The 26710-nt window shown below is 65.5% G+C and carries 23 protein-coding genes, 1 tRNA gene and 1 other RNA gene; 8 read left to right on the top strand and 17 right to left on the bottom strand.

Annotated elements, in window-relative coordinates; genetic code table 11:
- Positions 1–85 precede the first annotated feature (85 nt).
- On the top strand, positions 86–322 hold the full coding sequence (locus CH251_RS04420) for a hypothetical protein (protein ID WP_094612020.1): 237 nt from the start codon (positions 86–88) through the stop codon (positions 320–322).
- Positions 323–334: 12 nt separating this feature from the next.
- Here CH251_RS04420 and CH251_RS04415 read toward each other — a convergent pair whose 3' ends face one another.
- From CH251_RS04415 to phoU, 7 genes are all read right to left on the bottom strand, one after another.
- Complete coding sequence (locus CH251_RS04415; RefSeq protein WP_094612142.1) at positions 335–2635, bottom strand: DNA polymerase III subunit gamma and tau; 2301 nt, start codon at positions 2633–2635, stop codon at positions 335–337.
- 44 nt (positions 2636–2679) lie between these two features.
- Positions 2680–5073 (bottom strand): helicase-associated domain-containing protein, encoded by a 2394-nt coding sequence (locus CH251_RS04410; RefSeq protein ID WP_094612019.1) that lies wholly within the window; start codon positions 5071–5073, stop codon positions 2680–2682.
- Between the two features lie 51 nt (positions 5074–5124).
- Complete coding sequence (locus tag CH251_RS04405) at positions 5125–5700, bottom strand: HhH-GPD-type base excision DNA repair protein (RefSeq protein WP_094612018.1); 576 nt, start codon at positions 5698–5700, stop codon at positions 5125–5127.
- 106 nt (positions 5701–5806) lie between these two features.
- On the bottom strand, positions 5807–8530 hold the full coding sequence (locus CH251_RS04400; RefSeq protein WP_094612017.1) for a LuxR C-terminal-related transcriptional regulator: 2724 nt from the start codon (positions 8528–8530) through the stop codon (positions 5807–5809).
- A 326-nt stretch (positions 8531–8856) separates the two neighbouring features.
- A complete protein-coding gene (locus CH251_RS04395; protein WP_094717111.1) occupies positions 8857–10089 on the bottom strand; it encodes a hypothetical protein in 1233 nt (410 codons plus the stop codon).
- 33 nt (positions 10090–10122) lie between these two features.
- Entirely contained in the window at positions 10123–10926 is an 804-nt protein-coding gene (locus CH251_RS04390; RefSeq protein WP_094612015.1) for a transglutaminase family protein, read from the bottom strand.
- Between the two features lie 37 nt (positions 10927–10963).
- Positions 10964–11617, bottom strand: coding sequence for a phosphate signaling complex protein PhoU (phoU, locus tag CH251_RS04385; RefSeq protein WP_094612014.1), 654 nt, complete (start codon positions 11615–11617; stop codon positions 10964–10966).
- Positions 11618–11722: 105 nt separating this feature from the next.
- Between phoU and CH251_RS04380 the strand changes: the two genes are divergently transcribed.
- Positions 11723–12052 (top strand): YnfA family protein, encoded by a 330-nt coding sequence (locus CH251_RS04380; RefSeq protein WP_094612013.1) that lies wholly within the window; start codon positions 11723–11725, stop codon positions 12050–12052.
- A gap of 24 nt (positions 12053–12076) precedes the next feature.
- On the opposite strand, the gene CH251_RS04375 is transcribed toward CH251_RS04380, so the two are convergent.
- Positions 12077–13327: a lipase family protein gene (locus tag CH251_RS04375; RefSeq protein WP_094612140.1), complete on the bottom strand. Its 1251-nt coding sequence runs from the start codon at positions 13325–13327 to the stop codon at positions 12077–12079.
- A gap of 185 nt (positions 13328–13512) precedes the next feature.
- Positions 13513–14184, bottom strand: a complete 672-nt coding sequence (locus CH251_RS04370; RefSeq protein ID WP_094612012.1) for a TetR/AcrR family transcriptional regulator — start codon at positions 14182–14184, stop codon at positions 13513–13515.
- 103 nt (positions 14185–14287) lie between these two features.
- Between CH251_RS04370 and CH251_RS04365 the strand changes: the two genes are divergently transcribed.
- Positions 14288–15805, top strand: a complete 1518-nt coding sequence (locus CH251_RS04365) for a DHA2 family efflux MFS transporter permease subunit (RefSeq protein WP_179273603.1) — start codon at positions 14288–14290, stop codon at positions 15803–15805.
- 53 nt (positions 15806–15858) lie between these two features.
- On the opposite strand, the gene CH251_RS04360 is transcribed toward CH251_RS04365, so the two are convergent.
- Positions 15859–17145, bottom strand: a complete 1287-nt coding sequence (locus CH251_RS04360) for an aminotransferase class I/II-fold pyridoxal phosphate-dependent enzyme (RefSeq protein WP_094612011.1) — start codon at positions 17143–17145, stop codon at positions 15859–15861.
- Positions 17146–17198: 53 nt separating this feature from the next.
- An RNA gene (gene ffs, locus CH251_RS04355) (signal recognition particle sRNA small type) lies at positions 17199–17293 on the bottom strand.
- 95 nt (positions 17294–17388) lie between these two features.
- Between ffs and CH251_RS04350 the strand changes: the two genes are divergently transcribed.
- A tRNA-Ser gene (locus CH251_RS04350) sits at positions 17389–17476 on the top strand.
- A 214-nt stretch (positions 17477–17690) separates the two neighbouring features.
- On the opposite strand, the gene CH251_RS04345 is transcribed toward CH251_RS04350, so the two are convergent.
- Together CH251_RS04345 and CH251_RS04340 are read right to left on the bottom strand one after the other, a co-directional pair.
- Positions 17691–18437 carry a 3-hydroxybutyrate dehydrogenase gene (locus CH251_RS04345; RefSeq protein WP_094612010.1) on the bottom strand — a complete coding sequence of 249 codons (747 nt, stop codon included), beginning with the start codon at positions 18435–18437 and terminating at the stop codon, positions 17691–17693.
- On the bottom strand, positions 18434–19831 hold the full coding sequence (locus CH251_RS04340) for an MFS transporter (protein WP_094612009.1): 1398 nt from the start codon (positions 19829–19831) through the stop codon (positions 18434–18436). Before CH251_RS04340 ends, CH251_RS04345 begins: the two co-directional genes overlap by 4 nt.
- A 137-nt stretch (positions 19832–19968) precedes the next feature.
- On the opposite strand from CH251_RS04340, the gene CH251_RS04335 reads away from it, so the two are divergent.
- Both CH251_RS04335 and CH251_RS04330 read left to right on the top strand, forming a co-directional pair.
- Positions 19969–20877: a LysR family transcriptional regulator gene (locus tag CH251_RS04335; protein ID WP_179273602.1), complete on the top strand. Its 909-nt coding sequence runs from the start codon at positions 19969–19971 to the stop codon at positions 20875–20877.
- 38 nt (positions 20878–20915) lie between these two features.
- The gene (locus CH251_RS04330; protein ID WP_094612007.1) at positions 20916–21638 is read left to right on the top strand and encodes a hypothetical protein; all 723 of its coding nucleotides are present in this window, start codon (positions 20916–20918) and stop codon (positions 21636–21638) included.
- Positions 21639–21763: 125 nt separating this feature from the next.
- Here the strand turns inward: CH251_RS04330 and CH251_RS04325 are convergent, their stop codons facing one another.
- Positions 21764–22162, bottom strand: coding sequence for a helix-turn-helix domain-containing protein (locus CH251_RS04325; RefSeq protein ID WP_094612006.1), 399 nt, complete (start codon positions 22160–22162; stop codon positions 21764–21766).
- 123 nt (positions 22163–22285) lie between these two features.
- Between CH251_RS04325 and CH251_RS04320 the strand changes: the two genes are divergently transcribed.
- Positions 22286–23215: an NADP-dependent oxidoreductase gene (locus CH251_RS04320; RefSeq protein ID WP_094612005.1), complete on the top strand. Its 930-nt coding sequence runs from the start codon at positions 22286–22288 to the stop codon at positions 23213–23215.
- Between the two features lie 18 nt (positions 23216–23233).
- Here the strand turns inward: CH251_RS04320 and CH251_RS04315 are convergent, their stop codons facing one another.
- Positions 23234–23857 (bottom strand): class I SAM-dependent methyltransferase, encoded by a 624-nt coding sequence (locus CH251_RS04315; RefSeq protein ID WP_094612004.1) that lies wholly within the window; start codon positions 23855–23857, stop codon positions 23234–23236.
- 36 nt (positions 23858–23893) lie between these two features.
- Between CH251_RS04315 and CH251_RS04310 the strand changes: the two genes are divergently transcribed.
- Entirely contained in the window at positions 23894–25357 is a 1464-nt protein-coding gene (locus CH251_RS04310; RefSeq protein ID WP_094612003.1) for an NAD(P)/FAD-dependent oxidoreductase, read from the top strand.
- Here CH251_RS04310 and CH251_RS04305 read toward each other — a convergent pair.
- Both CH251_RS04305 and CH251_RS04300 read right to left on the bottom strand, forming a co-directional pair.
- Positions 25329–25940 carry a CDP-alcohol phosphatidyltransferase family protein gene (locus CH251_RS04305; protein WP_094612002.1) on the bottom strand — a complete coding sequence of 204 codons (612 nt, stop codon included), beginning with the start codon at positions 25938–25940 and terminating at the stop codon, positions 25329–25331. The genes CH251_RS04310 and CH251_RS04305 overlap by 29 nt on opposite strands.
- Complete coding sequence (locus CH251_RS04300) at positions 25937–26605, bottom strand: TVP38/TMEM64 family protein (RefSeq protein WP_256978801.1); 669 nt, start codon at positions 26603–26605, stop codon at positions 25937–25939. The genes CH251_RS04305 and CH251_RS04300 overlap by 4 nt, the downstream gene beginning before the upstream one ends.
- Between the last annotated feature and the right edge of the window lie 105 nt (positions 26606–26710).

Raw genomic sequence — 26710 nt, 5'->3', positions numbered from 1 at the left:
ACCGACGCGGAGGTTCAGGTTTGAACGCAGTCGGCATGGGACACTCAGATAGATCAGATCTACCGAGCGCGGAAGAAGACCCTCCATGGAAACCGACAACGAACTGACCGTGGGCGCTCGCGTCAAAGTACGCATTCACACCACCGGCACCGACGACAAAGCCGGTCAGGACGCCTACGAGACCGGGGCGATCGTCGAGGACTTCGGCGTCCAGACGCCCGACACCACCTCACGGGACTGGGCGGTGGCACGGCGTTGGGCCGTGGCACTGGACAGTGGTCGGCTGGTGTTCGCCGACAACGAGGACCTCACCGTCGGCTGATTCAGCCGCCGATCAGGTCTCCTTGAGCGGCACCGCTCCCAGTTCGCTGACCAACAGCTCCATCGCGACGGTTTCCGGATCCCGGCGAACCGTCGGATCGGCAGGCTCGGCCGCGGCCTTGAGCAGCTCTTCCTCGTCCTCCGGGGTCTCCGGTGGCGGTGGGCCTACCGGCTCGGGCTCGTCTGGATAGTCCGGCGCTTCGGGCATCGGAATGTCGTCCGCCCCGATGCCGGTCGAGGATCCATCGCCCGCTGATCCGAACCCGTCCGACGTGGGACGGGAAGCCCCTGCCTGACTCGGCCTCGAGAACTTCGGCAGCGACGCGGGTTTCGCTGCCGGTTCATCTTTTTTTGCTGATGACTGTTCCGGTGGTGCCGCCGCACCGACCAGACACACCACCGACCATTCGACGCCGAAGACGTCACGCAGAGCGTCGCGAATGACGTCGGCGTTGCGGGGTTCCTCCAGCCGCTTCGCCAGCGGTGCCGAGTCGTGGCCGAGCGTGATGGTGCCGTTCTCGACGGTGCGCACCGAGGCACCGGAGAGCATCACCTCGACGGTCCGGCTCCGGTCTCGCACCTTCGTGCGCACCTCGGACCACACCGCTCGCACCGCGGCAGCGTCGGGCTCGTTCGACGCGGCGGCCGGTGCCGCCACGGGTTCCGGCTCCGGCTCGAACACCGGATCGGGCTCGGGGCCGTAATCGTCCTCGGGCTCCGGGGGGAAATCCTCGTGCGCCACCGAGGCAGTGGGGATCGAATCCTGCTGCGCAGGAACGGGTTCCGGTGCAGGTTCGGGTTCCGGAGTCGGCTCGGGTGTGGGACCTGGCTCGGGTTCTGGAGTCGGTTCAGGGGTGGGAGCGGGCTCGGGTTCTGGAGTCGGCTCGGGTTCTGGGGTCGGCTCAGGTTCTGGGGTCGGCTCGGGTCGTGCAGGCTCCGGTGCCGGTGTGGGAATCGAGGCAGCGGGGGCGGGTGCCACGGGAGCAGGTGTCGGCGCGGCGGCGGCCGGCTCGGTGGCGGGTGGGCGTTGCGACGGACGCTGGAACTTGCTCACCGGTGCCGGACCCGAGGGTGCGGGCTCCTCGGTGGGTTGCAGCTGCGGTCGCGTCGGATCGGCGGCTGCCTGGGCGACGGCTGCTTGCTCCCCCGCCGGAAGGGTGACGTCCAGGCGACGTTCGACGCGCTCGAGTCGTTGCAGCACCGCCGATTCCGCATCGGAGGCAGAGGGGAGCAGCATGCGGGCGCACATCACTTCGAGCAGCAGACGCGGGGCCGTGGCACCGCGCATCTCGCCGAGACCGGAGTGCACGATCTCGGCGTACCGAGTCAGCGTCGCCGAGCCGAGCAGATCGGCTTCGTCACGCAGTCGCTCGAGTACGTCACCCGGCACGTCGACCAGACCACGTTCTCCGGCGTCGGGCACGGCCTTCATCAGGATCAGATCGCGCATGCGATCGAGGAGGTCGATGGCGAAGCGGCGTGGGTCGTGGCCCGCGTCCATCACCTTGTCGACGGTGCCGAACAGTGCGCCGCCGTCGCCTGCGGCCAATGCGTCGACGGCCTCGTCGATCAGTGCGACGTCGGTGACGCCGAGGAGCGAGAGTGCGCGCGGGTACGTGACGCCCTCGGGCCCGGCTCCGGCCAGGAGCTGATCCATGACGCTGAGCGAGTCACGGGGCGAACCGCCGCCGGCGCGGATGACCAACGGGTAGACCGCGTCCTCGACCGGGACCTGTTCCTGGCCACAGATCTTCTCCAGCAGACCGCGCATCGTCGACGGCGCGAGCAGCCGGAACGGGTAGTGGTGGGTACGCGAGCGGATGGTGGGGAGCACCTTCTCCGGCTCGGTGGTCGCGAAGATGAAGACGAGGTGCTCGGGCGGTTCCTCGACGACCTTGAGCAGCGCGTTGAAGCCTGCCGGGGTCACCATGTGTGCCTCGTCGATGATGAAGATGACGTAGCGCGATTCGGCCGGGGCGTACACGGCCTTGTCTCGCAGATCTCGCGCGTCGTCGACGCCACCGTGGCTGGCCGCGTCCATCTCGACGACGTCGAAGTTGCCGGGTCCGCCCGGTGCGAGGGCGACGCAGGAGTTGCACACGCCGCAGGGCGTCGACGTCGGACCTTCGGCGCAGTTCAGCGATCGGGCGAGGATGCGTGCCGAGGAGGTCTTTCCGCAGCCGCGCGGGCCGGAGAAGAGGTAGGCGTGGTTGATTCTGTTGCTGTCCAACGCCACGCTGATCGGCTCGGTGACGTGCTCCTGACCGACGACCTCGGCGAACGTCGCAGGACGGTACTTCCGGTAGAGGGCCACGCCCGAAAGGGTACCGGCGACCACGGACACAGTTGCATCGCCGGTCATTGTGGACCGGTGGATACCGCTCTGATGTTCATGATGGCGAAGCTCTCGCGGCTGCCGGTCGATTCCGAGAGCGCGTGCAGCCAGTGGCCGTCCTGCAGCGCATCCGAGATCGCGTGCCGCACGATGGCTCCCCTGGAGTTCTGGTAGTCGATCGAGACGGGTGTGCCGCGTGCTGCGGCGTCGGTCAACAGATCCAGCTCACGCGGCAGCAGTCGGCTGTGTGAATCCAGCGCAGAGCGCACTCGTGCCTCGTCGACGGCTCCGTCGCCGCCGGCCAGCAGGAGCCGCGCGAGCTCGCGTGGTTCGCGTCGGTGCCGTGCCGGGTGGACGGCACGATGGGTTGCCCGGGTGTCTCCCGCACGGATTCGAGGCGTGCTGTCGAGTTGGAGTTGCCCGGTATCGGAGTGCCGCACCGGGGAGTATCCGTGCCTGCGGAGCACGGCGATGGTGTCGATCGGCGTGGCCGAACTGACCAGGACGGTGGGAGCGAGGCGCTGGAATTGCAGCACGGCCAGTGACTCGTCGGTCTCGATGTTCGTCAGCAGGATGACGTCCTCGGAGACGATCGCGCACGGGATCTTGCGTACGGCCAGTGCGCCGTAGCTGCGCCAGCAGTCTCGGATCGTGTAGTCCAGTGCCTGCGGCACCTCGGTGTCGGCCATCGCGGTCAACGCATCGATCAACTCCTCGCCGGTGCCGCCGGTGTCGAAGAAGCCCCGGATGGTCGCCGGGGTGAACCGCCAGACCGACGCGACGTCCCTCGACTCGGGCTGCGCGGCCGCGCCGAGTATCGACGCCACCTCGGTACTGGGTGGTCCGGTCACCACCGCTGTGGAATCGGGCAGCAGCCGAACGGAGAACGGAACCCACCCGGCCATGTCCTGCAACTGTGCTGCCAGAGTCGCGTGGATTTCGCGAGGGTCGCCGTCTCGACCTGCGGGGAAATCGGTGAGGGTGCGGCACAGATCGGTCGGCGCACCGTCGGCAAGTATCCCGAGTCGACCGGCCTCGAGCCACAGCGCGTGCACGTGACCGGGCCCGGCGCTCGTGGAGACGACCGGGATGTGCCAGTCCAGGTACCGGTCGAACTCCTCGAAATCATGCAGAATCGTCACCGGCGAGTCGGCGTCCTCGTATCGGAGCAGAGCTGTCAGCGCCGTCGCACGCAGGTCCACTGCCGCCGGGTCGTCGAGCATCTTCTTGAGCACGGGAACGGTCTTCGGGGACGCACGGGGCACTCGGTGGGTGGGCGTGAAGGGCGAACTCCACCAGGCGGTCAGCAATGTGGCCGCCTGTTCGGCCCGGGTGCTCGTGGACCACGTCTCGTAGGCCGAGGTCAACGCGATCCCGGTCTTCCCGCGTTCGGCCAGCAGCCCGGCTTCGCGTGCCAGCATCAGCATCAGCGCGGTGTCGTGTTCGTCGGCGAATCCCAGCCGGCTCGTCAGCGACCGAATCGCCTTGGCACTGATGCCACCGGTCTTCATCGTCGTCAGGCCGTCGGCGTCGACGGCCGTCAGCAACGCCTGCGTGTGTTCGCAGAACTGCAGCAGGGCGATCGAACGTGTGCGCCGCACGTCGTCGTGCGAGAGCACTCGGGTGTCGAATGTCGGCGGCGTGAGTTCGATGGGCAGGCGCCACCCGACCCCTCGCAGGGCAATGCTCACCTCCAACGGCATCTCGACGCGGTGCCCGTCGAGGCGATACAGCAATCCCCGCTCGAATGCGGCCGCGCCTGCAGTCGGAGGAACATCGAAGATCAGTGACACCGGCTTGCCATCGACGAAGCGAGACAACATCGCTCGCATCTCCTCCGGCCCGCCGTCGAACAGTTCGCGGATGCGCTCGGGCGTCATCGCAGTGGCAACGGAGTCGGCGCGCATCCCTCGGTCGAGCGCCGGGTCGATACCGAGGAGCGACAGCACAGCCAGCCGGTCCTGCTCGACGGCGCAGTGCAGGAACAGCTTTCGCTGCCTGCGGGCAAGTCCGAAGGGATGCGAGAACACCCCGGACAGGTCGATGGGTGAATATTCGACAGTGCCTGCGCCGAGTGAGGAGTGCGGCCAGATCAACCCGTAGGCCGTCAGTGTGGTGAGAGCTGAATCGATGTGCGGGGTCTCGTTGATCGACCCCTCACTCGCCCAGTGCCCGATCTCGGCGCGGCTCAGATCGCCCATGAGAGCGAACAATTCGAGGAGAGCGAGCGCGCCGCTGTCGAGTCGACGCGGCAGCATCGACACCCGAGACGGGGCTTCGAGCAGTTGCGCGAGCAAGCCGAACGAGCGCGGTGGTGGGTCGGTGGCCACGTCCGGCCGACGGTGCAGCAGATCGGTCAGTGCGTCCTCGTCGAGAGACGCCAGCCAGCCCTCGTACGTCCCGATACTGTCGGTCATCTCGCCCCCCGGTGAAAGTTCTGGTCACTGTATCGACCGGCACCGACAGACTTATTTGTTCTTGGCTGCCGCTTTCGCTGCCTTCTTGAACTCGCGCACCTCGAGCAGCGATTTCTCGTCCACCACGTCGGCGATGGATCGACGCGCTCCGTCGTCGCCGTACGCTCCGGCGGCCTTGCGCCACCCGTCGGGCGTGACGCCCATCTGCTTGCCGAGCAGCGCGAGAAAGATGCGGGCCTTCTGATCGCCGTAGCCGGGGAGGGCTTTGAGACGCTTCAGCACTTCGGCACCGTTGGGATCGTCGCGGGTCCAGATCTCCTGCGGCTTCCCGTCGTAGTTCTCGACCAGGAATGCCGCGAGCCCCTGGATGCGCTTGGCCATCGAACCCGGGAACCGATGCACGGCCGGGGTCTGCGCGCACAGGGCCGCGAATTCCTCCGGATCGGCGTCGGCGACGGTGTCGACTTTCAGGTCGCCGAGACGGTCGACGAGCTTCTTGGGTCCTGCGAACGCCGATTCCATGGGTACCTGCTGATCGAGCAGCATGCCGATCAGCAGTGCAAACGGATCCTCGGCGAGCAGTGCATCGGCCTCGGGATCGCCGACGAGGTGCAGTGTGCGAGACATGGCCTCGATCCTGCCACGGTGGATGTCGATCCGTGGCCGGGGCCGCAACAGATCCGATTCGGTTCCATGCGATCTTCCTCGTCCGAAGAAGCTCCGGACGTCTCGTTCACCCTTTCGCGAAGCGCGCTGCTTCCGTGCGGTTCCGGGCTCCGAGTTTGGTCAGCACGTTCGACACGTGCACGCTGACGGTCTTGACGCTGATCACGAGCCGCTCGGCGATCTGTTTGTTGGTGCACCCCTCGCCGAGGAGTTCGAGAACGTCCCACTCGCGACGAGTCAACAGGTCCGCGCCCAGGGGACGACGCGCATCGCCCAGTCTCACGGTGACCCCGAGTCGGTCGTAGATCGCGATGGCCTGATCGGCCGCGTGTGCGGCTGCCGACCGGTCCTTGGCCGCCTCGAGGGCTTCGGAGAGCGACTGCAGGGCACGGGCACGCTCGAACGGCTGAATTGCGAACGCGTCCACAGCCGCACGCCATGCCGCCACTACCGAGGCAGCATGCCCGTATCCGCAGTTGAGACGCAGGTGACCCAACTCGGCCTCGCCCCGCAGTATCCACGCAGTCGACTCCCAACCGTAGGACGGGCTGGAACTCGCGGTGCGTTCGATGTCGGCGTGCAGGCGTGATCCGATGTCCAGTGCGGCCTGAGTTCCGATGACGGTCGACCCGCGGCGCGCCGCTTCCATCGCCAGTACCGACAATCGGATGCGTCCCCCGAACCATGGGTTGTGCCACTGCGCGCCCACGGTGGCGACAGCGGCTTCGAGGGATGTGATCACTTCGCCGAACCGCCCGTTGCACAACGCTGTATAGGCAACAGCTGCGCTCGTCAGAATGGTGATGAAACCATCCTGAGATTCGAAGGGGCGAACACGTTCGATGTCGGACGCGAGTTCCTCGTCCCCGATTGCGGCTCGAATCTGAAATCCTGCACACAGTTGCTCGGCCGAACCCAAAGGTGGTGCGGCCGATTCGATCTGAGCCAGGTCGGCAAGGGCCAGTACCCAGTCACCCGAGTAGTAGCGCACGTTCGCAAGCTGGACACGCGCCCCGACGCCGTAGGGCGTCCATTGGCGGCCTGTGGATCGAGCGATCTCGACTGCCTCCTGGAACGATTCCTGGGCAGACAGGAAATTACCGTCGTCGAATTCGACCATTCCGAGATTGAACTTGCTGCGCAGCAGATCCCCGATGTCACCGCTTTCTCGCGCGAGTGCGGCGGTACGAATGAGGAGCGTGCGCGACGCCGCGGGGTCACTGTGGCGTCCGTGCAAGCGTGCCAGCGTGATCCGTGCATCTGCCGACCGCCCCGGGTCGCCGAGCGATTCTGCGATACGCACAGATTCCTCGGCCCAGGCGAGTGACTGATCTTCCCTGCCCAACGAATCGGTTATCCGTGCACCGAGAGCGGTCAATTGCACTCTCCATGGGGCGAATTCGTCGGAGGCTGCGATGATCAAAGCTCGCTCGACGGCCACCAGGGCCGAATCCTCACGTTCGATCGCCAGAGCCGATGTCGCCTCGGCGTGCAACAAGTCGAGTCGCTCGGGGATCGTCAACGCATCCCCACCCCGTTCCAGTTCGGCACGGACGACGGAGAGCGCCCGCAGGTCTTGCCCTGCTGTCGTCGACGCCAACGCGTATTCCAACACCAGTGCCGTCTCCGTCGGCTCCCATTGCGGCTGTCGCAGTTCCAGTGCGGCGGCGAGGTGAGCCATGGCCTCAGCAGGTGCAGCGAGCGTCATCGCCTCGCGGCCCGCATCGACGTGGGCTCTGAACGCCTTCGGCAGATCGTGGGCCAATCCTGCGTGTCGAGCCAGGTCCGCGGCAGCGCCACGATGCCGGTGTTCGGTGAGCGTGTCGACGAAAGCAGCGTGCAACCTCGCCCGACGACCGGGCAGAACGTCGTCGTAGATGGCCTCGGCCAACAGCGCGTGGCGAAAGACGTAGTAGAAGTCGGTGGTCTCCACGAGCCGGGCGTCGACGATCTCGCGGATCACGTCTTCGAGCCGGTCTTCGTCCAGACCGGTCACCTCTGCCAGAACCTCGTGCGCGACGCGGGGGCCACCCACCGCCATCGTTTCGGCTACCGACTTCGCCGTAGGCGACAAGGCGTCGAGCCGGACCAACAGTAGCTCGGCAAGGCCCGGCGGAATCGAAGATCCGGGACGCTGGCCGGCAGACACGAGTTCTTCGATGAAAAATGGGTTGCCGCCCGATCGCTCCACGATGACGTCCCGGGATGCCACATCCGTTGCTGCGGGAAGCGAATCGAGGAGGCGATACGACGATTCGGCGTCGAGAGCCGTCAAGTCGACTCGACGGACGTAGCTCAGACGTGTCCACTCGGAGAGCGACTGTCGGAGTGGGTGTTTGCGATGCAGATCGTCACTACGATACGAGATCACCAGAGAGACATGTGTTTTCGCGAGTCTCGACAGCAGAAATGTCATGAGCTCACGGGTGGAGGTGTCCGCCCAGTGCGCATCCTCGACGATGAGGAGCGCCGAGCGGTCGGCCCCGGCTGCAGTCAGCGCGACGAGGGCAGCATCGAACAGCTCGGTCCGTGTGGTGTGTTGGAGTGGACCGAACAACTCGGTGAACGCGAGATACGGAATACCGACCTCACCGAGGTCCAAGCACCGCCCGACCAGCACCCGAGTTCCGCGTGCTTCCGCGTTGCGCCGCAGTTCTGCCAGCAGTCGTGTTTTGCCGACACCAGCGTCACCGGACACGACGGCCGCGGCAGGTACGCCTCGGGCAGCGTCGGCGACGACCTGTTCGAGTGCCGCGAGTTCGGCGCCCCGTCCGATCAGAGTGCGAGCCACGCCAACAAACTACGCCGCGCTCGTGGCCGGCCGGCGTTCCGTGCACGCCTGCGCACCCGGCGGTCGTACGCTCGCAGCGAATCGGCAACACGGCGTTCGTGATCGGCCAAAACATCGTAAGTGGAGTGCATGGAACCCACTCTTGCTTCGCCGCAACGCCCACACATCGGACGAGTTCACTATCTTCGGTCGAACCCTCGTGCGAGAGCGCCCTAGGGAACAGTCTCGGGGCACCTGGTCATATCCGAGAGACGTCACCGACGCGCACTATGACCCGGATGAGTTGATCCATCTGTCCGTGTGCACGATCGCGACGAACGCCGATGTCAGTCGACAGACCTTGCCACAGTCAACGCAATTGCCTGCAGAAGGGGTCGGTCCACAAGGGTTTGTGCTGCTGCAATCTGCACGTCCACTCGGGTGCCCGACGGTTTGACCAACGTGACGTCGTCGATCGGGTCGCCGTCGAGGGTCATTCCGCTCGCACCCGGGTAGTCGTCACGAAATTGCGAGCCGTCCGCCAATGTCACCGCACCCGAGGGATTCGGGGACGGCTCGTAGTCCGCGTCGATCACTCTGATCATCAGGGTGCCGTCGCCGGCCATCACGGCTCCGCACGCGCCGGCCGATCCCGATGGGGACGTCCGCATCGAGCCCAGCGGTCTGTCGAGTTCCACCGGAATCCCGGCCGATTGCCAGAAGTCGTCCAGCGAGGCATTGAGGCGATCGACTGCCTGAGACGAGAACTGCCCCGCGCCTTCGGAATTGGTGTCACACGACATCGGGAGCGGGGGAATTCCATCGGGAACAGGTGTGGACCAAAGCAATTCGGGCCGCAGCGCAATCCTGCGCAACTCGTCGATCGACAGTGGCACGGTACCGGTCGATTCGTAGTCCGCGTTCCGGTCCGACGATGACGCTGCGACGACCGAACCATCGCGTGCATACACACGCACGATATTGGAGTGGGAGCGGTCACCGTCGAATTCATCCCAGGTGTCCCGAATGTCGACGACGGTTCCGTCGGGCAGAGTTTCGCGAGCGTCGAGCCAGCCCGCCTGGCATGGCTTGGGCCCATCGTCCACGCGGGTGACATTGACCGTCACCGAACCTTCGACGCCGTCGCGAGTGACCAGCCCGTCCGCGGAAGTGCCGGGGTCATACGGACCGTCCGCGCTGGCTGCGGGTTGAAAGACGAGAGGATCGCCCGCATACCGAAGCGACGAACCGTCCACGGTGTCGACTCGAGGGGGTAGGGCCTCGCGCACCGCGATGGACATCGCGTTCGCCTTTTTCGACGTCAACCACGGGTAGGCGGGGTTGTCGTAATCCTCCTGGCCCGTGGTCAGCACGCCGTAGAACTGCTCCTCCTCGGGCGGCTCCACCGATTCGCATCCAGGAATGTTCACGGGGTACTCGACAGGCTCACTGACGTAGCCCGATCCCGACTGCCCCATCGGCTGGTGGGTGAGACCTGCGGCAACTGTTCCAACGGCGACGATCATGCCGACGACGACCCCGTCGGTCCGCACACCGCCACGCCGCAAAGAGATTCGCACGGCCGCAGCCTAACGCGGCCCGACTCGGCACGATCAGGTGATCGAGACCAGCTGGGTGATGTCGTCGAAGGGCAGAGGGCCGTCGACGACGGCTCCGACGACGGCGCTGTTGAGGATGATCGATCCGCCGTGGTTGTCGAGGAAAGCGGTGTCGGATGCGTCGCGTCCGGTGGCGATGCGTACCAAGGTCGATCGAGGTGCGAGGCACGTCGCGTCCACCACACGCCATTGGCCTTCGACGAATGCTTCGGCGACCGCGTGGAAGTCCATGGGATCGCAGCCCGGTGCGTACACCGCGACCAGGCGAGCAGGGACGTTGACCGCACGCAGCAGTGCCACCACGAGGTGGGTGTAGTCGCGGCAGACTCCGGCACCGGCGAGGAGGGTGTCGACCGCGCCGTCGATGGGGTCGCTGCTACCCGGGACGTAGCTCAGACGTGCACCGACCCAGGAGGAGACCTCGGCCAGCAACTTCTCCGACGGCGGGTAGGAACCGAATTCCGTTGCCGCGAAACCGAAGAACTTGTCCGCCTCGGAGTATCGACTGGGCCGCAGGTACAGCGAGAGGTCGTAGTCGGAGACCGGAGCAGGCTCGGTGTTGCCGTAGATGGTTGCCGAGTACGACGCCTCCAGCTTGCCGACGCCGGCGTGAATCTTGTGGATGCGGGTGCCGTGAGCACCGCTGATCTCCTGCGCCTCGATGGGCTGACCGTCGAGTGTGAACGAGAGTGCTTCCCACACATCGGTTCCTGGATGAGGTGCGATTGCGATCTGGAACTCGAGGGTGCTGGCCTCGGTCACGTCGACATCGAGGTACGCAGAGACGTCACGTTTCATCGTGCCGATCCTGCCATCTTCGAGCCGTTCGCGCAGACTATGACTCGTCGGTGGGGCGATCGCCGGTCACCAGGAAGATGACTCGTTTGGCGACCTCGACAGTGTGGTCGGAGTATCGCTCGTAGAAGCGACCGAGCAGCGTGATGTCCACTGCGGCCGGTATGCCGTGCGGCCAGTCGGGTGCGGAGGTCAGCATGAACAGGCTGCGGTGCAGTGCGTCCATTTCCTGATCCTGGATTCGCAGGTCGGCGGCGAGTTCGGCGTCTCGGGTTTCCAGAACGCGTTGCGTGGCCGCGGCCTGCGCTACGGCCACTCGACCCATCTGCTCGAACACGCCCTCGACCTCGGGCGGCAGTACGTGCGCGGGATGGCGACGACGGACCAATTCCGCGATGTGCACGGCCAGGCCACCCATTCGCTGCAGATCGGCAACGATGTTGATTCCGGAGACGACGCGTCGGAGATCGTGGGCTACCGGTGCCTGCAGGGCCAGGAAGCCGAACGCTCCGTGCTCCCACTCGACCGCGAGTATGTCGATTTCTTCTCGGTACTCGATGGTGTGCTCGGCCAGGACGATGTCGGCGGTGAGCAGCGCTCGGGTGGCGTCGACCATTGCTCTTTCGGCAATTCTCGACATTGCGGACAGGTTCGACGCCAACGAATCGAGCGTCTCCGTGTAACTGTCCCGCATGTACTGCTCACCCCTACCGACTCGGCCCTCGACGCGGGGCCTGTAGGCCTGTACCCCCAAACGCATCTTCCTACACCACGTGGATCCTGTGGGAGCCTTTGTCGCATGAACATTGTGAAGTCGGTCATGCTGTTCGCGGTGGCAGCCGTGTTCGAGATCGGTGGGGCTTGGCTGGTGTGGCAGGGAATCCGCGAGCATCGCGGGTGGCTCTGGGCGGGAGCGGGCGTGATCGCCCTCGGTGCCTACGGCTTCGTGGCGACGCTGCAGCCCGACGCCAATTTCGGTCGAATCCTGGCGGCATACGGCGGAGTGTTCGTTGCGGGATCACTGCTGTGGGCGATGGTGGCCGACGGTTTCCGACCCGATCGCTGGGACATCGCCGGATCGTCGATCGCACTGATCGGCGTCGCGGTGATCATGTACGGCCCGCGCTGACTCGCGCGGGCCGTACCGACCGGGTCAGCAGTTGGACGGTGCGGGCGCTCCGTAGAAGCGGTCCTTGATCCAGTTCTGCGCCTCGCCGAGGCCGAGGATGTCCGGAATCAGGTGTCCGGCACCGGAACCCGGGACGATGGCCGGAATCTGCGCGGCGCTCAACTGCACGGTGGCACCCTTGCCGCACCAGTCACCGGCCAGCCCGACGGCCTGTCCGTGAGGCACGATGTCGTCGGACGTGCCGGACTGGATCAGCACCGGAGCGTTGGGCGTGCGCTCACCGATCTTGTTCTTGGCCAGGATGTCTGCGGCGACGGGCAACCGGTCCAACACAACCGAGAGCGGCTCGCCGGTCTTGGTGTATTCGTTGGTCCGGTGCAGCCCGACGTTCAGAATCGTTTCTCCCACACACTGATTCGCCACCAGGTTCAGCATGGCCTTGCCTGCGTCGTTGATGTTCTCGTCGACGATCGGCTGCAGACCGGGATCGGAATTGAGCAGACCGTTGAGGGTGTAGCCGATCACGCCGGTCAGGATGGTGCCGTCGACCTGCTCGAGGGTCGCCTTCAGATCCGCCGGGGGTGCGCCCGCATAGGTGCCGACGAGGTCCATCTCCGGTGCGTACTCTCCGGCGATTTCCGCTGCAGCAGCGGCTGCTCCGCCACCCTGCGAGTAGCCGTACGCCGCCACCGGACCGTCCGCGGAGATCTTGGTGCCCTGCAGATTCTGCGCTGCGCGGGCGGCGTCGAGCACAGCGTGAGCCTCCGATGCGCGGTTGACGTAGGTGTGCGCACCGGGAGTGCCGAGGCCCTCGTAGTCGGTGATGACGACGCCGTATCCCTGCGACAGCAGGGAGTATGCGGCGAGCACCTCGTACTCGACCATGAAGCCGAGCGGCGGGGTGTAGGTGATGACGTTGTTGAGCATCTTCGACGGCGCGCACTGATCGCCCTGGCCCTGGGTTCCCGGGGCGAGGACGACGAGCGGACGCGGGCCTGGCCCGGTCCACGGTGCGGCAGGATCGATGTAGGTGCCCGTGACGGCATTGGCCGCGTCGTTGGAATCGGTGCTGCGGTACATGATTCGCGTTGCCGCGCCGGGCAGCGGGCCACCGATTCCGGGGACCGACAGAGCGAGATGCGACGGCTCGGACCGGATCACGTCACCCGGGGAGCCTGCGGGCAGCGGGCTCGGCGGTACGTAGAAGTCCGATTCGACGGTGGAACCCGTCGACGATCCAGAGCCCGGGGCTGCAGATGCAATCGGATTGGTCATACCGATGAGCACCGCGGATACCGCCACTGCCGAAAAAATGACACGCGTCGAACGCAACTCGAATCCCCCAACGTCGATCCCCAGCTCCCGAGTAAGCGGTACATCGGGTAGCACTCAATTCCGTTAGGGACCCTACGTGATCGATCGCACAACGCAAAGGGTTTCGTGAGGTGGACCCTGTTCGTTCAGCGGCGGCGACGGTGCAGCGCCGCTTTGGCCATGTCGACCTCGGCGTCGGTGAAGGGTCGGCCGGGCAGTTCGGTGAGAGGAACGCCGTCCCCGCGGAGGCCGTCGAGCAGGACGGTGAAGTAGCGACGCCAGTTGTGCGCATCGACGGAAGTGGAGAACTCGACAGCGGCACCGATCATGCCGAGTACGGGATAGAAGTCATTGACCGAGATGTCGGGCCGTAGCTGGCCGGACTCCCGAGTCCGATCGATGATCTTCGCGAAGAACGGGTCTATTCGCTGACGCACCTGTGCGATTCCGCGGCAGCCCTGATCGGACCCGAGAACGACGTCTCCGAGTCCCCGATCGAGCGCCATTCCCGCGCACACATCGCCGAGGAACTGCACCAGTCCGTCCCACGGATCCTCGGCCTCGAGTGCACGCTCGGCGTTCTCGAGCATGTCTTCGAGGCGCTGCTCGAACACTCCGTCGATCAACTCTTCCTTGCAGGAGAACCGTCGGTAGACGGTTCCGACGCCCACTTTGGCGTGGGCAGCGACGTCGTCGAGTGTGATGTCGATTCCGCGTGAGGCGAACAGTTCGCGCGCCGCGTCGACGATGCGTCGACGGTTGCGCTCGGCATCCGCACGGAGGGGTTTCGCTGCCGATGTGTCGGCTCTCACACTCATTCGATGTCCGTTTCACCCGATAAGCGGAGGACATTCCTCCACTTCGCTGCTACCTTGTTCTACAACCGGAGGATACACCTCCGCATAGTCGAACCGAGGACTCATGACCACCCTTTCATCGGAGAACGTGGGCGACGCGACGTCGACCACGATGCCGGCGGACGAACGTGCGCATCGGAACCGTTGGCTGATTCTCGCCACACTCGGCCTGGCCCAGCTCATGGTCGTGCTCGACGCGACCATCGTGAACATCGCGCTGCCCGCAGCCCAGCTCGACCTGGGCTTCGACAATGCCAACCGCTCCTGGATCGTCACCGCCTACGCTCTCGCGTTCGGCAGCCTGCTGCTGCTCGGCGGACGGCTCAGCGACCTCTTCGGTCGCCGCAACACCTTCCTCATCGGCCTCGTCGGCTTCGCGCTGATGTCGGCAGTCGGCGGCGCGGCCGTCAACTTCGGCATGCTCGTCGCGGCTCGCGCCGGTCAGGGCATATTCGGCGCACTGCTCGCTCCCGCGGCACTCTCACTACTGGCCACCACCTTCACCGACACCAAGGAACGCGCCAAGGCATTCGGCATCTTCGGTGCCATCGCAGGCGGCGGCGGCGCACTCGGCCTGCTGCTCGGCGGCGTACTCACCGAATGGGCGAACTGGCGCTGGAGCCTGTACGTCAACCTGATCTTCGCAGCACTCGCCTTCGTCGGCGGATTCCTGTTCCTCGCCAAGCACAAGGTGGACGTCCGGCCCAAGCTCGACATCCCCGGCACCCTCGCGGTCTCGGCTGCATTGTTCTCCATCGTCTACGGCTTCGCACACGCCGAATCCGACGGCTGGAGCAACGCGGTCACCCTCGGATTCCTCGCCGCAGGTGTCGTTCTGCTCGCGGTGTTCGTGACCATCCAGATGCGCGTCGAGCACCCGTTGCTGCCGCTGCGGATCATCCTCGACCGCACCCGCGCAGGATCCTTCCTGGCCGTGTTCGTCACCGGTGCAGGCATGTTCGCGGTGTTCCTGTTCCTGACCTACTACCTGCAGAACACCCTGAAATACACACCCATCACCACCGGGTTCGCGTTCATGCCGATGATCGCATCGCTCATCCTCACCGCGACGCTGTCGACGGCGCTGATTCTCCCCCGCTTCGGGCCGCGCATCCTGATGACGACCGGCCTGATCGTGGCCTCGGTCGGAATGGGACTGCTGACGCAGATTTCCATCGACAGCAGCTACGTCACGCACATCCTGCCCGGCCTGGTCATCATGGGCCTCGGACTCGGTGCCACCATGGCCCCGGCCATGCAGGGCGCGATCTCGGGCGTCGACCCGGACGACTCCGGAGTCGCGTCGGCAACAGTGAACACGATGCAGCAGGTGGGCGGCTCGATCGGCACCGCGCTGCTCAGCACCGTGGCGGCCAACGCGGCGACCAGCTACGTCAGCTCCAACATGGCGACGGCAGCCGATGCGGCTCTGCTGCAGGCCAACGCGGAAATCGCCAGCTACACCACCACATTCTGGTGGGCGTCGGGAATCTTCCTGCTCGGCGCAGTGCTCTCGGCCACGCTGCTGAAGAAGGGACCGTTGCCGTCGGCTCCCGAAGGTGCGGTAGTCGTCGGGCACTGAGTGCCTGCGGCAGTGGTGTGGTTATGCGCCCTCTGAGCCGCATAACCACACCACTAGCTATCGAGCAGCTTCTCGGTGGCGGCCAGCAGAACGCAGGTCGCGACGCCGTCCATCGACTTCTCCAGCTCACCGAGCGACGGGAAGCTCGGGGCGAGGCGAATGTTCTTGTCTTCCGGATCTTTTCCGTAGGGGAAGGCCGAGCCGGCGGCCGTCAGCGCGATTCCGGCGTCCTTGGCCAGCGCGATCGACCGTGCGGCCGTGCCCTCGAGCACGTCGAGGCTGATGAAGTAACCGCCCTTGGGTTCGGTCCACGACGCGATCTTCGACGCACCGAGCCGATCTTCGAGAATCTGCTGCACCAGGGCGAACTTCGGGGCCAGGATCTCGCGATGCTTGGCCATGTGGGCCCGCACACCGGCGGCGTCACCGAAGAAACGCAGGTGCCGCAGCTGGTTCAGCTTGTCCGGCCCGATGCTCTTCTTGCCGAGATGCTTCTGGTACCAGGCGAGGTTCTCTTCGGAACTGCCGAAGAAGCTGACGCCCGCACCGGCAAAGGTGACCTTCGACGTCGACGCGAACACGAACGCGCGGTTGGGGAAGCCTGCCTCGGCTGCCATGCCCAACACGTCGTACGACGGCGCGAACTCCTCGGTCAACGGATGCACCGCGTAGGCGTTGTCCCAGAACAGTCGGAAGTCGGGTGCCGCCGTGGGCATGGTGGCCAGCGCACGCACGACTTCCTCGGAGTAGACGGCCCCGGTGGGGTTCGCGTAGTTCGGCACCACCCACATGCCCTTGATCTGCGGATCCGACGCCACCAGGTTGGCGATCTCGTGCACGTCGGGGCCGTCGGGTCCCATGGGAACAGGGATCATCTCGATGCCGAAGCTCTCGGTGATCGCGAAGTGCCGGTCGTAGCCGGGAGCCGGGCACAGGAAGCGCACGTTCGGCTCGGCCGACCAGGCACGCGGGGAATCGGGCAGACCGTGCAGCAGCGCCCAGACGACGAGGTCCTGCATGATCTCGAGACTGGCGTTGTTGCCGGCCAGCAGGTTCTTCACCGGGATGCCGAGCAGTTCACCGAAGATGGCACGCAGTTCCGGCAGGCCCGCGAGCCCACCGTAGTTGCGGCAATCGGTGCCGTTGCCGTCCTTGTAGTCCGCGCCCGGGAGCGTCAACAGCTCGGCAGCGAGATCGAGCTGCTCAGGTGACGGCTTGCCACGCGTCAGATCCAGCTTCAGATTCTCGGTCTTGAGCTGCGTGTACTTCGCGCTCTGCCGCTCGTGCTCGGAGGCAAGCTCCTCATGGTTCATCAGACCCAACTGGGTTTGCGCTGACATGCGGAGCGGCCTCTCGGTGACTGGGTTCCCCGGACAGTGTTGCTGCCACTGAATAAAGGGGACCCCGCGCACCCGGCAGAGCCCATTGACCCTTGCTGCCTTCCGGCCCTGGGGGAGTTCACAGGATGCGCGCCGCGCGGGATCCGTTAGGAAGTGTAGCCGTCCCCACGATGGGGTCGCATCACCACCCTTCACGCCTCCCGATTTGGGAGATGGTGGGGGTAACCGGGTAAGCTCCCCCACGGAGGATTCGCCTAGTGGCCTATGGCGCTCGCCTGGAACGCGGGTTGGGTTAACGCCCTCAGGGGTTCAAATCCCCTATCCTCCGCCAAAGAAGCCCCCGTGACACGTCACGGGGGTTTCTTGCTGTTCGAGGCGAGGGTGTTCACCCGCCGGCTCTTGTTCGCGCCTACCCCGTTCGCGTCAATGGACCCTTGCACCGGTCAGACGTATGCAGTGGTCCATTCACGCGGCGGTTCGCCCTGCGTCAATGGCACATTGCCGCGCTCAGACGTGTGCAGTGGACCATTGACGCGGGGCGCGGACTATCGAGCCGACCAACCACCATCCATGGTGTACGACGCTCCGGTGACCATGCCTGCGTTCTCGGAGGTCAACCAGCCGACCAGCGAGGCGACTTCGGCGGGTTCGACGAGTCGCTTGATGGCGGCCTCGGTCAGCAGAACTTTTTCGAGTACCTCGTCCTCGGGGATGTCGTGTGCCTTGGCCTGGTCGGCGATCTGCTTTTCGACCAGTGGCGTACGGACGTATCCCGGGTTGACGCAGTTGCTCGTCACACCATGGGCGGCACCTTCGAGGGCCGTCACTTTCGACAGGCCTTCGAGTGCATGTTTGGCGGTGACGTAGGCGACCTTGAATTCCGATGCCCGCAGTCCGTGCACCGAAGACAGGTTGACCACTCGGCCGAAGCCGCGAGAGTACATGTGCGGCAATGCAGCTCGGATGAGCAGGAACGGTGCCTCGACCATCAGCGTCTGAATTCTGCGGAACGCGCCTGGATCGAAGTCGACGATCGGGGCGACGGTTTGAATGCCCGCATTGTTGACCAGGATGTCGACGTCCAACCGGAGGTCGTCCAGCGCGGTGGTGTCGAGCAGATCCACCGACCAGACGTCACCGCCGATCTCCGACGCCAATTCCTTTGCGGCAACGTCGTTCACATCGGCGACGGTGACGCGTGCGCCCCGGCCTGCGAGCTCGCGTGCACACGCGGCCCCGATGCCGGACGCTCCCCCGGTGACGAGAGCGGAGCGTCCGGTCAGGTCGGTCACTTCAGACCAGCCTTGGCCAGCTCGGCTTCGGTGGCCAGGTTCTTGGCGTCGGCGATGTCGATGCTTTCGAGCGCGAGTCCCTTTGTTTCCCTTGCGATGACGACGGCAACCACGGTGATCGCACAGGCAACGGCGAGGTACACCGCGATCGGCACGGACGAGCCGTAGACGTCGAGCAGCTTGACCGCGATGATCGGGGCCAGCGAACCGGCGACGATCGAGGTGACCTGGTAGCCGAGGGACACACCGGAGTAGCGCATCCGCGTCGGGAACATCTCGGCCATGATGGCCGGCTGCGTGGCGTACATGAAGGCGTGGAACATCAGGCCGATGATGATGGCTAGCATGATGACGACGTTGTGTCCGCTGTTCATCATCGGGAAGGCGAAGAAGCCCCACGTCGCGGCGGTGATGGCACCGGCGAAGTAGACGGGGCGACGCCCGACGCGGTCGGCGAGCTTGCCCACCAACGGAATCGTGCAGAAGTGGATCGCGTGGGCGATGAGCATCCACCACAGGATCGTGGAGGTATCCGTTCCCACCTCCACCGAGAGGTACGTGATCGAGAAGGTGACCACAAGGTAGTACATGACGTTCTCACCGAAGCGCAGGCCCATTGCGGTGAACACGCCACGCGGGTAACGCTTGACGACCTCGAAGACGCCGTACGACGCGGCCTTGATGACCTCGGCCTGCTTGTGTGCCTCGAGGAAGATCGGGGCGTCGGAGACCTTGGTGCGGATGTAGTAGCCGACGAAAACGATGACGGCAGAGAGCCAGAACGCGACGCGCCAGCCCCAGCTGAGGAAGGCCTCGTCGGACAGGGTGGTCGTCAGGACGAGCAGAGCGACGGTGGCGAGCAGGTTACCGGCGGGCACGCCTGCCTGCGGCCAGCTGGCCCAGAATCCGCGAGACTTGTTTGGACTGTGTTCTGCGACAAGGAGAACCGCGCCGCCCCATTCGCCGCCGACGGCGAAGCCCTGGATGAATCGCAGGGTCACCAGCAAGGCCGGTGCCCAGTAGCCGATCGCCTCGAAGGTCGGGAGGCAGCCCATGAGGAACGTGGCACCGCCGACGAGGACGAGGCTGAACTGCAGCAACTTCTTTCGGCCGTACTTGTCGCCGTAGTGGCCGAAGACGATGCCGCCCAACGGCCGTGCGACGAAGCCGACGGCGTAGGTGACGAAGGCAGCGAGGATCGCGTCGAGCTCGCTGGTTCCTGCGGCGAAGAAGATCTTGCTGAACACCAGTGTCGCGGCGGTTCCGTAGAGGAAGAACTCGTACCACTCGACGATGGTGCCTGCCATCGATGCCCCGACGACCTTCTTGAGGCCTGCGGGGGTGGCATCGGGGTCCGGTTCGGACCGTTCTGCCAGCGGCTGATCGACGCTCATTGACTCTCCTGTGTTACTCGGCACTCGATGGTCACTGTTGTGACAGACCACACATTGGCGGGTTGCTCTGAGTATTGGTGCAGATGTTTGTCGGCGCAAGAGCCATGAACGCAGGTCGGATCTGCAAAACTGCACACATGACGGTCGGTGGCGCGAAGATCCCCAGTGCAGACGACCTGCTGGTGCTTCTCGCTGTCAGTCGAACCGGTCGCTACAGTTCTGCGGCCGACGACCTGGGTATCAACCACACGACCATTTCCCGACGCATCGCCGCACTCGAGGACACCCTCGGTGGCCGGGTGCTGACCCGGGGTGCCGGAGGCTGGGAGCTGACTCAGCTGGGCCGCGGCGCGCTGGCCGCTGCCGAGGCCGTCGAGGACGCGCTGCGGACCCTCGTCTCGAACGACGCGGGTGCGTTGGAGGGCGTCGTACGTATTTCGGCGACCGACGGATTCAGTGCCTACATCGCCGCCCCGGCCGCGGCGCGGGTGCAACGCGCACACCCGCGAGTGTCCGTGGAGATCGTCGCGGTCACCCGACGGGCATCGCAGCAACGATCGGGCCTGGATATCGAGATCGTCGTCGGCCAACCGCAGGTGCATCGGGCGGAGGCGATTCGGCTCGGGGACTACCTACTCGGCCTCTACGCATCCGAGGCCTATCTGCACGAACACGGAACCCCACAGGTGCCCGCCGACCTATCCGCACACCCGTTCATCTATTTCATCGATTCCATGTTGCACGTCGACGATCTCGATCTGGCCCCCAACTTCACCCCGACGATGCGCGAATCGGTCACCTCCACCAACGTCTTCGTCCACGTCGAGGCCACCAGAGCGTCCGCGGGTATCGGGCTACTGCCGTGCTTCATGGCCGACCGCCACTCCGACCTACAACGAATCCTGCCCGATGCCATCGCGGTGAAACTGACCTACTGGCTCGTCACCCGAAGCGAAACATTGCGACGGCCGGAGGTGTCGGCGGTGGTCGACGCCATTCGGGCCGTGGTCACCGAACAGCGCTCGGCTCTGCTGGGTGAACACTGAACAGCACGGAACCTACGTCCCACAAGGAGAGTCCCCTGATGGCCGATATCGACTTCTACTTCGATCCGGTGTGCCCGTTCGCCTGGATGACCAGCAAATGGGTCCGCAAGGTCCAAGCCCAACGCGACTACACCGTCGACTGGCGGTTCATCTCGCTGCGACTGCTCAATTCGCACATCGATTACGACGCGCACTTTCCACCCGAGTACGAGGCCGGTCACACCGCGGGTCTGCGACTGCTGCGAGCGGCCGCCGCTATTCGTCTTGAGCACGGGTCGGACGCGATCGGGCCACTGTACGAGGCCCTCGGAACCCACATCTTCGACACCGAAACAGTGCCCGACAACGCTGCGAGCCACGGACATCGCGGCACCGCGGAATTCCTCGGGCCGATCCTCGAAGAACTCGGGCTACCTACCCGTCACACCGCAGCACTGGATGATTCGTCCCTGGACGAGGAGATCCGAGCCGAAACCGATCATGCGCTGTCACTGACCGGCAAGGACGTCGGCACACCCATCATCGCCTTCGAGCCGCCGGACGGCGTCGCTTTCTTCGGTCCTGTGATCAGCCGTCTACCCAGCGATGAGGAGGCAGTACCACTGTGGGACAACGTGATCGGACTCGCCCGATTCCCCGGATTCGCGGAGATGAAGCGCAGTCTGCGTGAGCTTCCTCAGTTGAAGGCGCTCGGGGTTCAGGAAGACGAAGCAGGCGTGCAACAGGACTGGCACGGCGGTAGCCGACGGCAGAAGAAATAGATCCTCACCGAGGTCCGTCGGCCCTCGATGACACCGATCCCACGCGAACCTGAATATCTCCACCCCGTACCGAAGCGGAGTGCACCGGGCGAGCTCTGCGAGCAGTAGCGGTCAAGTGGCAGCGGTCAACTCACCGCGTCGAACTCGGATCGAGCGACGAGGACCTCGGTGATGTTCTCCTCGGCGAAGCTCTTGATCGCGGCCACCAACGGCTGAATTCGACGGCCGAGTTCGCTCAGCTCGTAGTCCACACGAACCGGTACGGCAGCGGTGACGGTACGTAGAACGAAGCCGTCCCGCTCGAGGGTGCGCAGCGTCTGGGTCAACATCTTCTGGCTCACCGACGGAATCTTTCGGCGGACCTCGCTGTATCGCATCGACCCGTCGTCGAGTGCGCACAACACCAGACACACCCACTTGTCGCTGAGTATCCCGAGCAGCTGGGCCGACGGGCAGGCCCGCATGTAGGCGTCGTGGGTGGCTCGATCGAGTTCGCGGCGCTGATCGGCAGTCATCGTGGGCATCGACGCACCCTTTCGTCTCCAAGGCACTTCTGGGTGCCTACTTCCTGTTGGTTCCCAGCATTCATATGGTGACCGAGTAACCGATCGCAGGCAAGCGATCACCGGAGAAGAAGGAGAATCGTCATGAAGATCGTCCAGCAGCAGACCGTCGGCGGCGTCGATGTTCTCGAGCTCGTGCAGTCTCAGGTGCCCACGCCCGCGCCGGGCGAGCTTCTGGTCCGTATCGCCGCGACCAGCGTCAATCCGGTCGACACCGCAGTCCGCGCGGGAGCGTTCCCGCTTCTCGGAGCGCCGCCGTTCGTCCTCGGCTGGGACCTGGCCGGGACGGTGGAGCAGGTGGGTGACGGCGTGGAGAACTGGTCGGTCGGCGACCGAGTGTTCGGAATGCCGTTGTTCCCGCAGCAGGCGGCGACCAACGCCGAGTACGCGGTGGTTCCGGCGGCCGAGGTGGCGACCATCCCTGACGGAATGTCCGACGAGCAGGCAGCCGCGCTCCCCCTCGTCGGGCTCACCGCATGGCAGGCCCTGGTGCATACTGCCAAACTTCAGGCTGGACAACGCGTTCTGATCCATGCGGCCGGCGGCGGCGTCGGCCATGTGGCAGTTCAGATCGCAAAGGCGCTCGGGGCGTACGTCATTGCCACCGCCAGCGAACCCAAGATCGACTTCGTTCGCTCGCTGGGAGCAGACGAGGTGATCGACTACCGCGCACAGCGTTTCGAGGATGTCGTCACACCGGTCGATGTAGTGCTCGACCCGCTCGTCGGCGACGTCACACCGCGGTCTGCATCGGTACTGGTCGACGGCGGCATCATCACCTCGCTGCTCGACCCGGACCCCGGGGTCGTGGATCAATTGATCGCTACGGGGAAGCGATTCGAGCGCATCGGGGTGTCGCCGTCGGCGGCCGATCTGACATCCCTGGCCGAATTGGTCACCGCTGGAACCCTTTCGGTGACGGTCTCGGCGACGTTTTCGCTGGACGAGATCGCAGCCGCGCACACCGCAGTCGAGACCGGCTCGACCTTGGGCAAAGTGGTGGTGACGATCTGACCGGGCCGCGCGGTGGCCTTATCGGATGCGCCCGACGCGTACCTGGATATGGCCGCCGCGGACGGCGCTTTCGGTGATCGTGTCGAGTCGCTCCGGCATCGCGGCCCACGGATGGGCCTCGATGTCCGCCCCACCGAGTCGACAAGCGAGCTTCGCCAGCGGCGTCCAGATCGCGGCTCGTCCGACGGGACGCTGCATGTCGACGACAGCCACGACGCCGCCCACTCGCGTCGCCGCGATCATCGCATCGAGGGCCGCCTGCCACGGCGTCATCAGTGACAGCGCGTAGGTACTCAACGCGGCGTCGAACTCAGTCTCGCCCACATCCGCTGTGGTGAGGGCGGTGGCGTCGGCGGCAACGAGCGTGACGTTGTCCCAACCGGCCTGGTCGGCTCGCCGTCGGGCCTGTTCGAGCATCTGCGAGCTGGCGTCGATTCCGGTGATCGATCCGGTGGGTCCGATCATCCGCTGCAACCCCGCGAAGTTCAGACCCGTGCCACACCCGAGGTCCAGAACATGGCTTCCTGCAGGCAGATTCAGTAGCTCGAACGCGGCCTCTCGTCCGGCGCCATAAATCGGCCATTCGAAGGAGATCACGTCGTACAGGCGCGCCGAGAGGGTGTACGGCGTCGGTCGTCTCATCTCGGGTCTCTCCAAGGCGCGGGCATAGTGGGAGGTATGGGAATCCGTCGTTCGTCTTCGAGTGTGCCCGAGAACCGCGCCGACGTGGTCGTGGTGGGCGGCGGCACCGCCGGCATCGTGGCAGCGAAGACCGCGGCGGGCTTTGGTGTACATGTCGTGTTGATCGAGCGGGAACGCACCGGCGGCGACTGCCTGTGGACCGGATGCGTTCCGTCCAAAGCACTGCTCGCGGCAGCTTCGGTGGCACAGACGGTTCGATCCGCGTCCCGGTTCGGCATCGACACCGAGCAGCCGCGGGTGGATTTCGCGCGCGTGATGCAGCACGTGCACGGTGCGATCAACGAGATCGCACCGATCGATTCGCCCGAGGCACTCACCGCGGCCGGGGTCCACGTGATCAGTGGCGACGCCGTGTTCACCGGTCCGAACACCGTGGCCGTCGGCACGCGGATACTGCATTTCGGCCAAGCGATCGTGACCACCGGCGCGCATCCCACCGTGCCGGCGATCGACGGCATCGAGCACGTGGACTACCTGACCAGCGACACACTGTGGGATCTGAAGGACTTGCCGCAGCGCCTGCTGGCCGTCGGGGCCGGGTCGGTGGGTTGCGAAATGGCGCAGGCATTCTCGCGTCTCGGGTCGGACGTGACTTTGGTCGGGCGGTCGGCGACGATCCTGCCGCGCGAGCACCCTGAGGCCTCGTCGATACTGACGCAGGCGCTCACGGACGAGGGCGTGCGTGTGCTGACCTCTACTGCCGTCGTACGTATCGACGAAGGCTCGGCGGTCACCGACACGGGCGTCGAGCTCGACTTCGATCGGGTTCTGATCGCCACCGGACGAACGCCGCGGACCGCCGCCCTCGGCTTGGACACGGCCGGAGTGGCACTGAGCGACAACGGATTCGTGCGCGTCGACGAGCACCTGCGGACCACCAATCCTCGCATCTGGGCTGCGGGTGATCTCACCGGTCACCCGCAGTTCACGCACACCGCAGGCGTGCACGGCAGCCTGGCCGCGAGCAATGCAGTCCTCGGCCTGCGGCGAAAGGTGAGTACGACGGGAACTCCGCGGGTGACGTTCACCGATCCCGAGATCGCCTCGGCCGGAATCGATGTGCGCACCGCTCGCAAACGCGGACTACGCCTGCAGACGCTCGACCACCACCACGTCGACCGCGCCGTCACCGAGGGGGCAACGAACGGATCGACGACGCTGGTGCTCGATGCCAAGCGTCGCATCGTCGGAGCCTGTGTGGTGGGACCGCGGGCGGGCGAGACGATCGGGGAGCTGATCATCGCCATCGAGCAGGGCCTGAGGACCCGAGACCTCGCCGGGGCCACCCATCCGTATCCGACGTACAACGACGGGCCGTGGAACGCGGCGATAGCAGACGTGAAGGCGCAGTTGGGTTCTCCCGTCATTTCGCGAGCAACGGCCGCGCTGGCGAAAGGGCGGAGCAGGCGGATCAGGAAAGAGCGCGGTAGCCGGCGATGATCCGCTGACCCGAGCTCACCGCAACCACGGCCGCCCAGACCACCGCGATCTGCCACGAGATTCCCGGCAGTAACAGCCAGAGACTGTGCACCGCAATCGTTTCCGCACCCTCGGCCAAGCCCCCGAGGAACGACAGCGAGCGGCCGTCGTCGATGGTGCGACCGGTGCGCTCGGCAATCGAGGAGAACGCAAGAAACGCCGTGCCGTTGATGTAGTACGCCAACAGCACCAGCAGGAACGGCCACCAGGGGGCGTCGTACGCGGCCGAGGCACCCACCGCGACGCCCACCACCGTTGTTCCGTAGACCACGAAATCGGCTGTGATGTCGAAGAATCCGCCTGCACCGGAGCCCGTCGCACGCCTACGGGCCAAGGGTCCGTCCAGGCCGTCGGCGATGCGGGAGACGATCCACAACGCCAATGCGAGCAACCAGAACTGCAGACCCGCCGCCAGCGCACTACCGAGGCCGAGTACGAGCCCGGCGGCGGTGATGCGGTCCGGGGTGATCGAGGGACGATCGAGGGCGCGGGCACAGCGGTCGAGCGGGCCTTCGAGGTGGCGGCGCAGGAAGCTGTCGATCATTCGGCTGCGCCGGTCAGTCCCAGGCGGCGTGCCAGCAGCGCAGAACCGACCGCGATCGCCAGCACCGCGAGCAATGCGATCGCGAACGGCCACGACAGCGGCGACGTCCCGTAAGCCCCGAGCGCGGTGTAGGCGACGGTCGCGGGCACGATCCCGACCATGGTTCCCACCACGTAGTCACGCTGCCCGACGGCACTGACTCCGGCCGCGTAGTTGACCAACGAGAACGGCAGCGGCACCAGTCGCACGAGCAGAACCGACAGCAATCCCCGACGGCCGAGCATGGCGTCGAGCCGGCGCAGCCTGTCCCATTCGGTGCGGGCTACCTGCCCGCGTCCCAGCGCCCGCGCTCCCCAGTACCCGAGATACGCCCCTATCGTGGCCGCGAACACCACGACGGTTGCGCCCACCGCCAATCCGAACAGGAGTCCCGACGCGATGGTCAACGTGCTGGCGGGGAACGGAGTGGCCGACAGGACGGCGTAGAGCACGACGAACAACGCGATGCCCCAGGGCCCGGCCGACGCCACTCGGTCACGAATGAAAGACGGATCGGGCAGATCGACGGTGCCGAGCACGATCACCAGAGCGATGACGACCACGGCAGCCGCGACCAATTTCAGGGTGGTGCCGCGGCGACTACGCGTCGGGCGGTCCTGCGTCACGGTATGTGCCTCTCGTCCGGCGGTTCACGCTCCATTGTGCACACCACCGGTGTGCCCGCGTGTTCAGCGGTTGTCTCATTCGACCGATTACGGTGGTGAGGGCAG

Source organism: Rhodococcus sp. 06-462-5, assembly GCF_002258315.1.
Taxonomy (GTDB): Bacteria; Actinomycetota; Actinomycetes; order Mycobacteriales; family Mycobacteriaceae; genus Rhodococcoides.
The sequence above is the reverse complement of the archived record's forward strand: the minus strand, read 5'-3'. Positions and strand labels throughout refer to the sequence as shown.

What these genes read in the sequence shown, in the direction of transcription:
- CH251_RS04365 (WP_179273603.1), top strand. Translation starts at nt 14,288, where the DNA reads ATGACCACCCTTTCATCGGAGAACGTGGGCGACGCGACGTCGACCACG.
- CH251_RS04405 (WP_094612018.1), bottom strand. Translation starts at nt 5,700, where the DNA reads ATGTCTCGCACACTGCACCTCGTCGGCGATCCCGAGGCCGATGCACTG.
- CH251_RS04330 (WP_094612007.1), top strand. Translation starts at nt 20,916, where the DNA reads ATGGCCGATATCGACTTCTACTTCGATCCGGTGTGCCCGTTCGCCTGG.
- CH251_RS04340 (WP_094612009.1), bottom strand. Translation starts at nt 19,831, where the DNA reads ATGAGCGTCGATCAGCCGCTGGCAGAACGGTCCGAACCGGACCCCGAT.
- CH251_RS04410 (WP_094612019.1), bottom strand. Translation starts at nt 5,073, where the DNA reads ATGACCGACAGTATCGGGACGTACGAGGGCTGGCTGGCGTCTCTCGAC.
- CH251_RS04370 (WP_094612012.1), bottom strand. Translation starts at nt 14,184, where the DNA reads ATGAGTGTGAGAGCCGACACATCGGCAGCGAAACCCCTCCGTGCGGAT.
- CH251_RS04305 (WP_094612002.1), bottom strand. Translation starts at nt 25,940, where the DNA reads ATGATCGACAGCTTCCTGCGCCGCCACCTCGAAGGCCCGCTCGACCGC.
- CH251_RS04320 (WP_094612005.1), top strand. Translation starts at nt 22,286, where the DNA reads ATGAAGATCGTCCAGCAGCAGACCGTCGGCGGCGTCGATGTTCTCGAG.
- CH251_RS04335 (WP_179273602.1), top strand. Translation starts at nt 19,969, where the DNA reads ATGACGGTCGGTGGCGCGAAGATCCCCAGTGCAGACGACCTGCTGGTG.
- CH251_RS04360 (WP_094612011.1), bottom strand. Translation starts at nt 17,145, where the DNA reads ATGTCAGCGCAAACCCAGTTGGGTCTGATGAACCATGAGGAGCTTGCC.
- CH251_RS04325 (WP_094612006.1), bottom strand. Translation starts at nt 22,162, where the DNA reads ATGCCCACGATGACTGCCGATCAGCGCCGCGAACTCGATCGAGCCACC.
- CH251_RS04310 (WP_094612003.1), top strand. Translation starts at nt 23,894, where the DNA reads ATGGGAATCCGTCGTTCGTCTTCGAGTGTGCCCGAGAACCGCGCCGAC.
- CH251_RS04380 (WP_094612013.1), top strand. Translation starts at nt 11,723, where the DNA reads ATGAACATTGTGAAGTCGGTCATGCTGTTCGCGGTGGCAGCCGTGTTC.
- CH251_RS04375 (WP_094612140.1), bottom strand. Translation starts at nt 13,327, where the DNA reads ATGACCAATCCGATTGCATCTGCAGCCCCGGGCTCTGGATCGTCGACG.
- phoU (WP_094612014.1), bottom strand. Translation starts at nt 11,617, where the DNA reads ATGCGGGACAGTTACACGGAGACGCTCGATTCGTTGGCGTCGAACCTG.
- CH251_RS04390 (WP_094612015.1), bottom strand. Translation starts at nt 10,926, where the DNA reads ATGAAACGTGACGTCTCTGCGTACCTCGATGTCGACGTGACCGAGGCC.
- CH251_RS04420 (WP_094612020.1), top strand. Translation starts at nt 86, where the DNA reads ATGGAAACCGACAACGAACTGACCGTGGGCGCTCGCGTCAAAGTACGC.
- CH251_RS04315 (WP_094612004.1), bottom strand. Translation starts at nt 23,857, where the DNA reads ATGAGACGACCGACGCCGTACACCCTCTCGGCGCGCCTGTACGACGTG.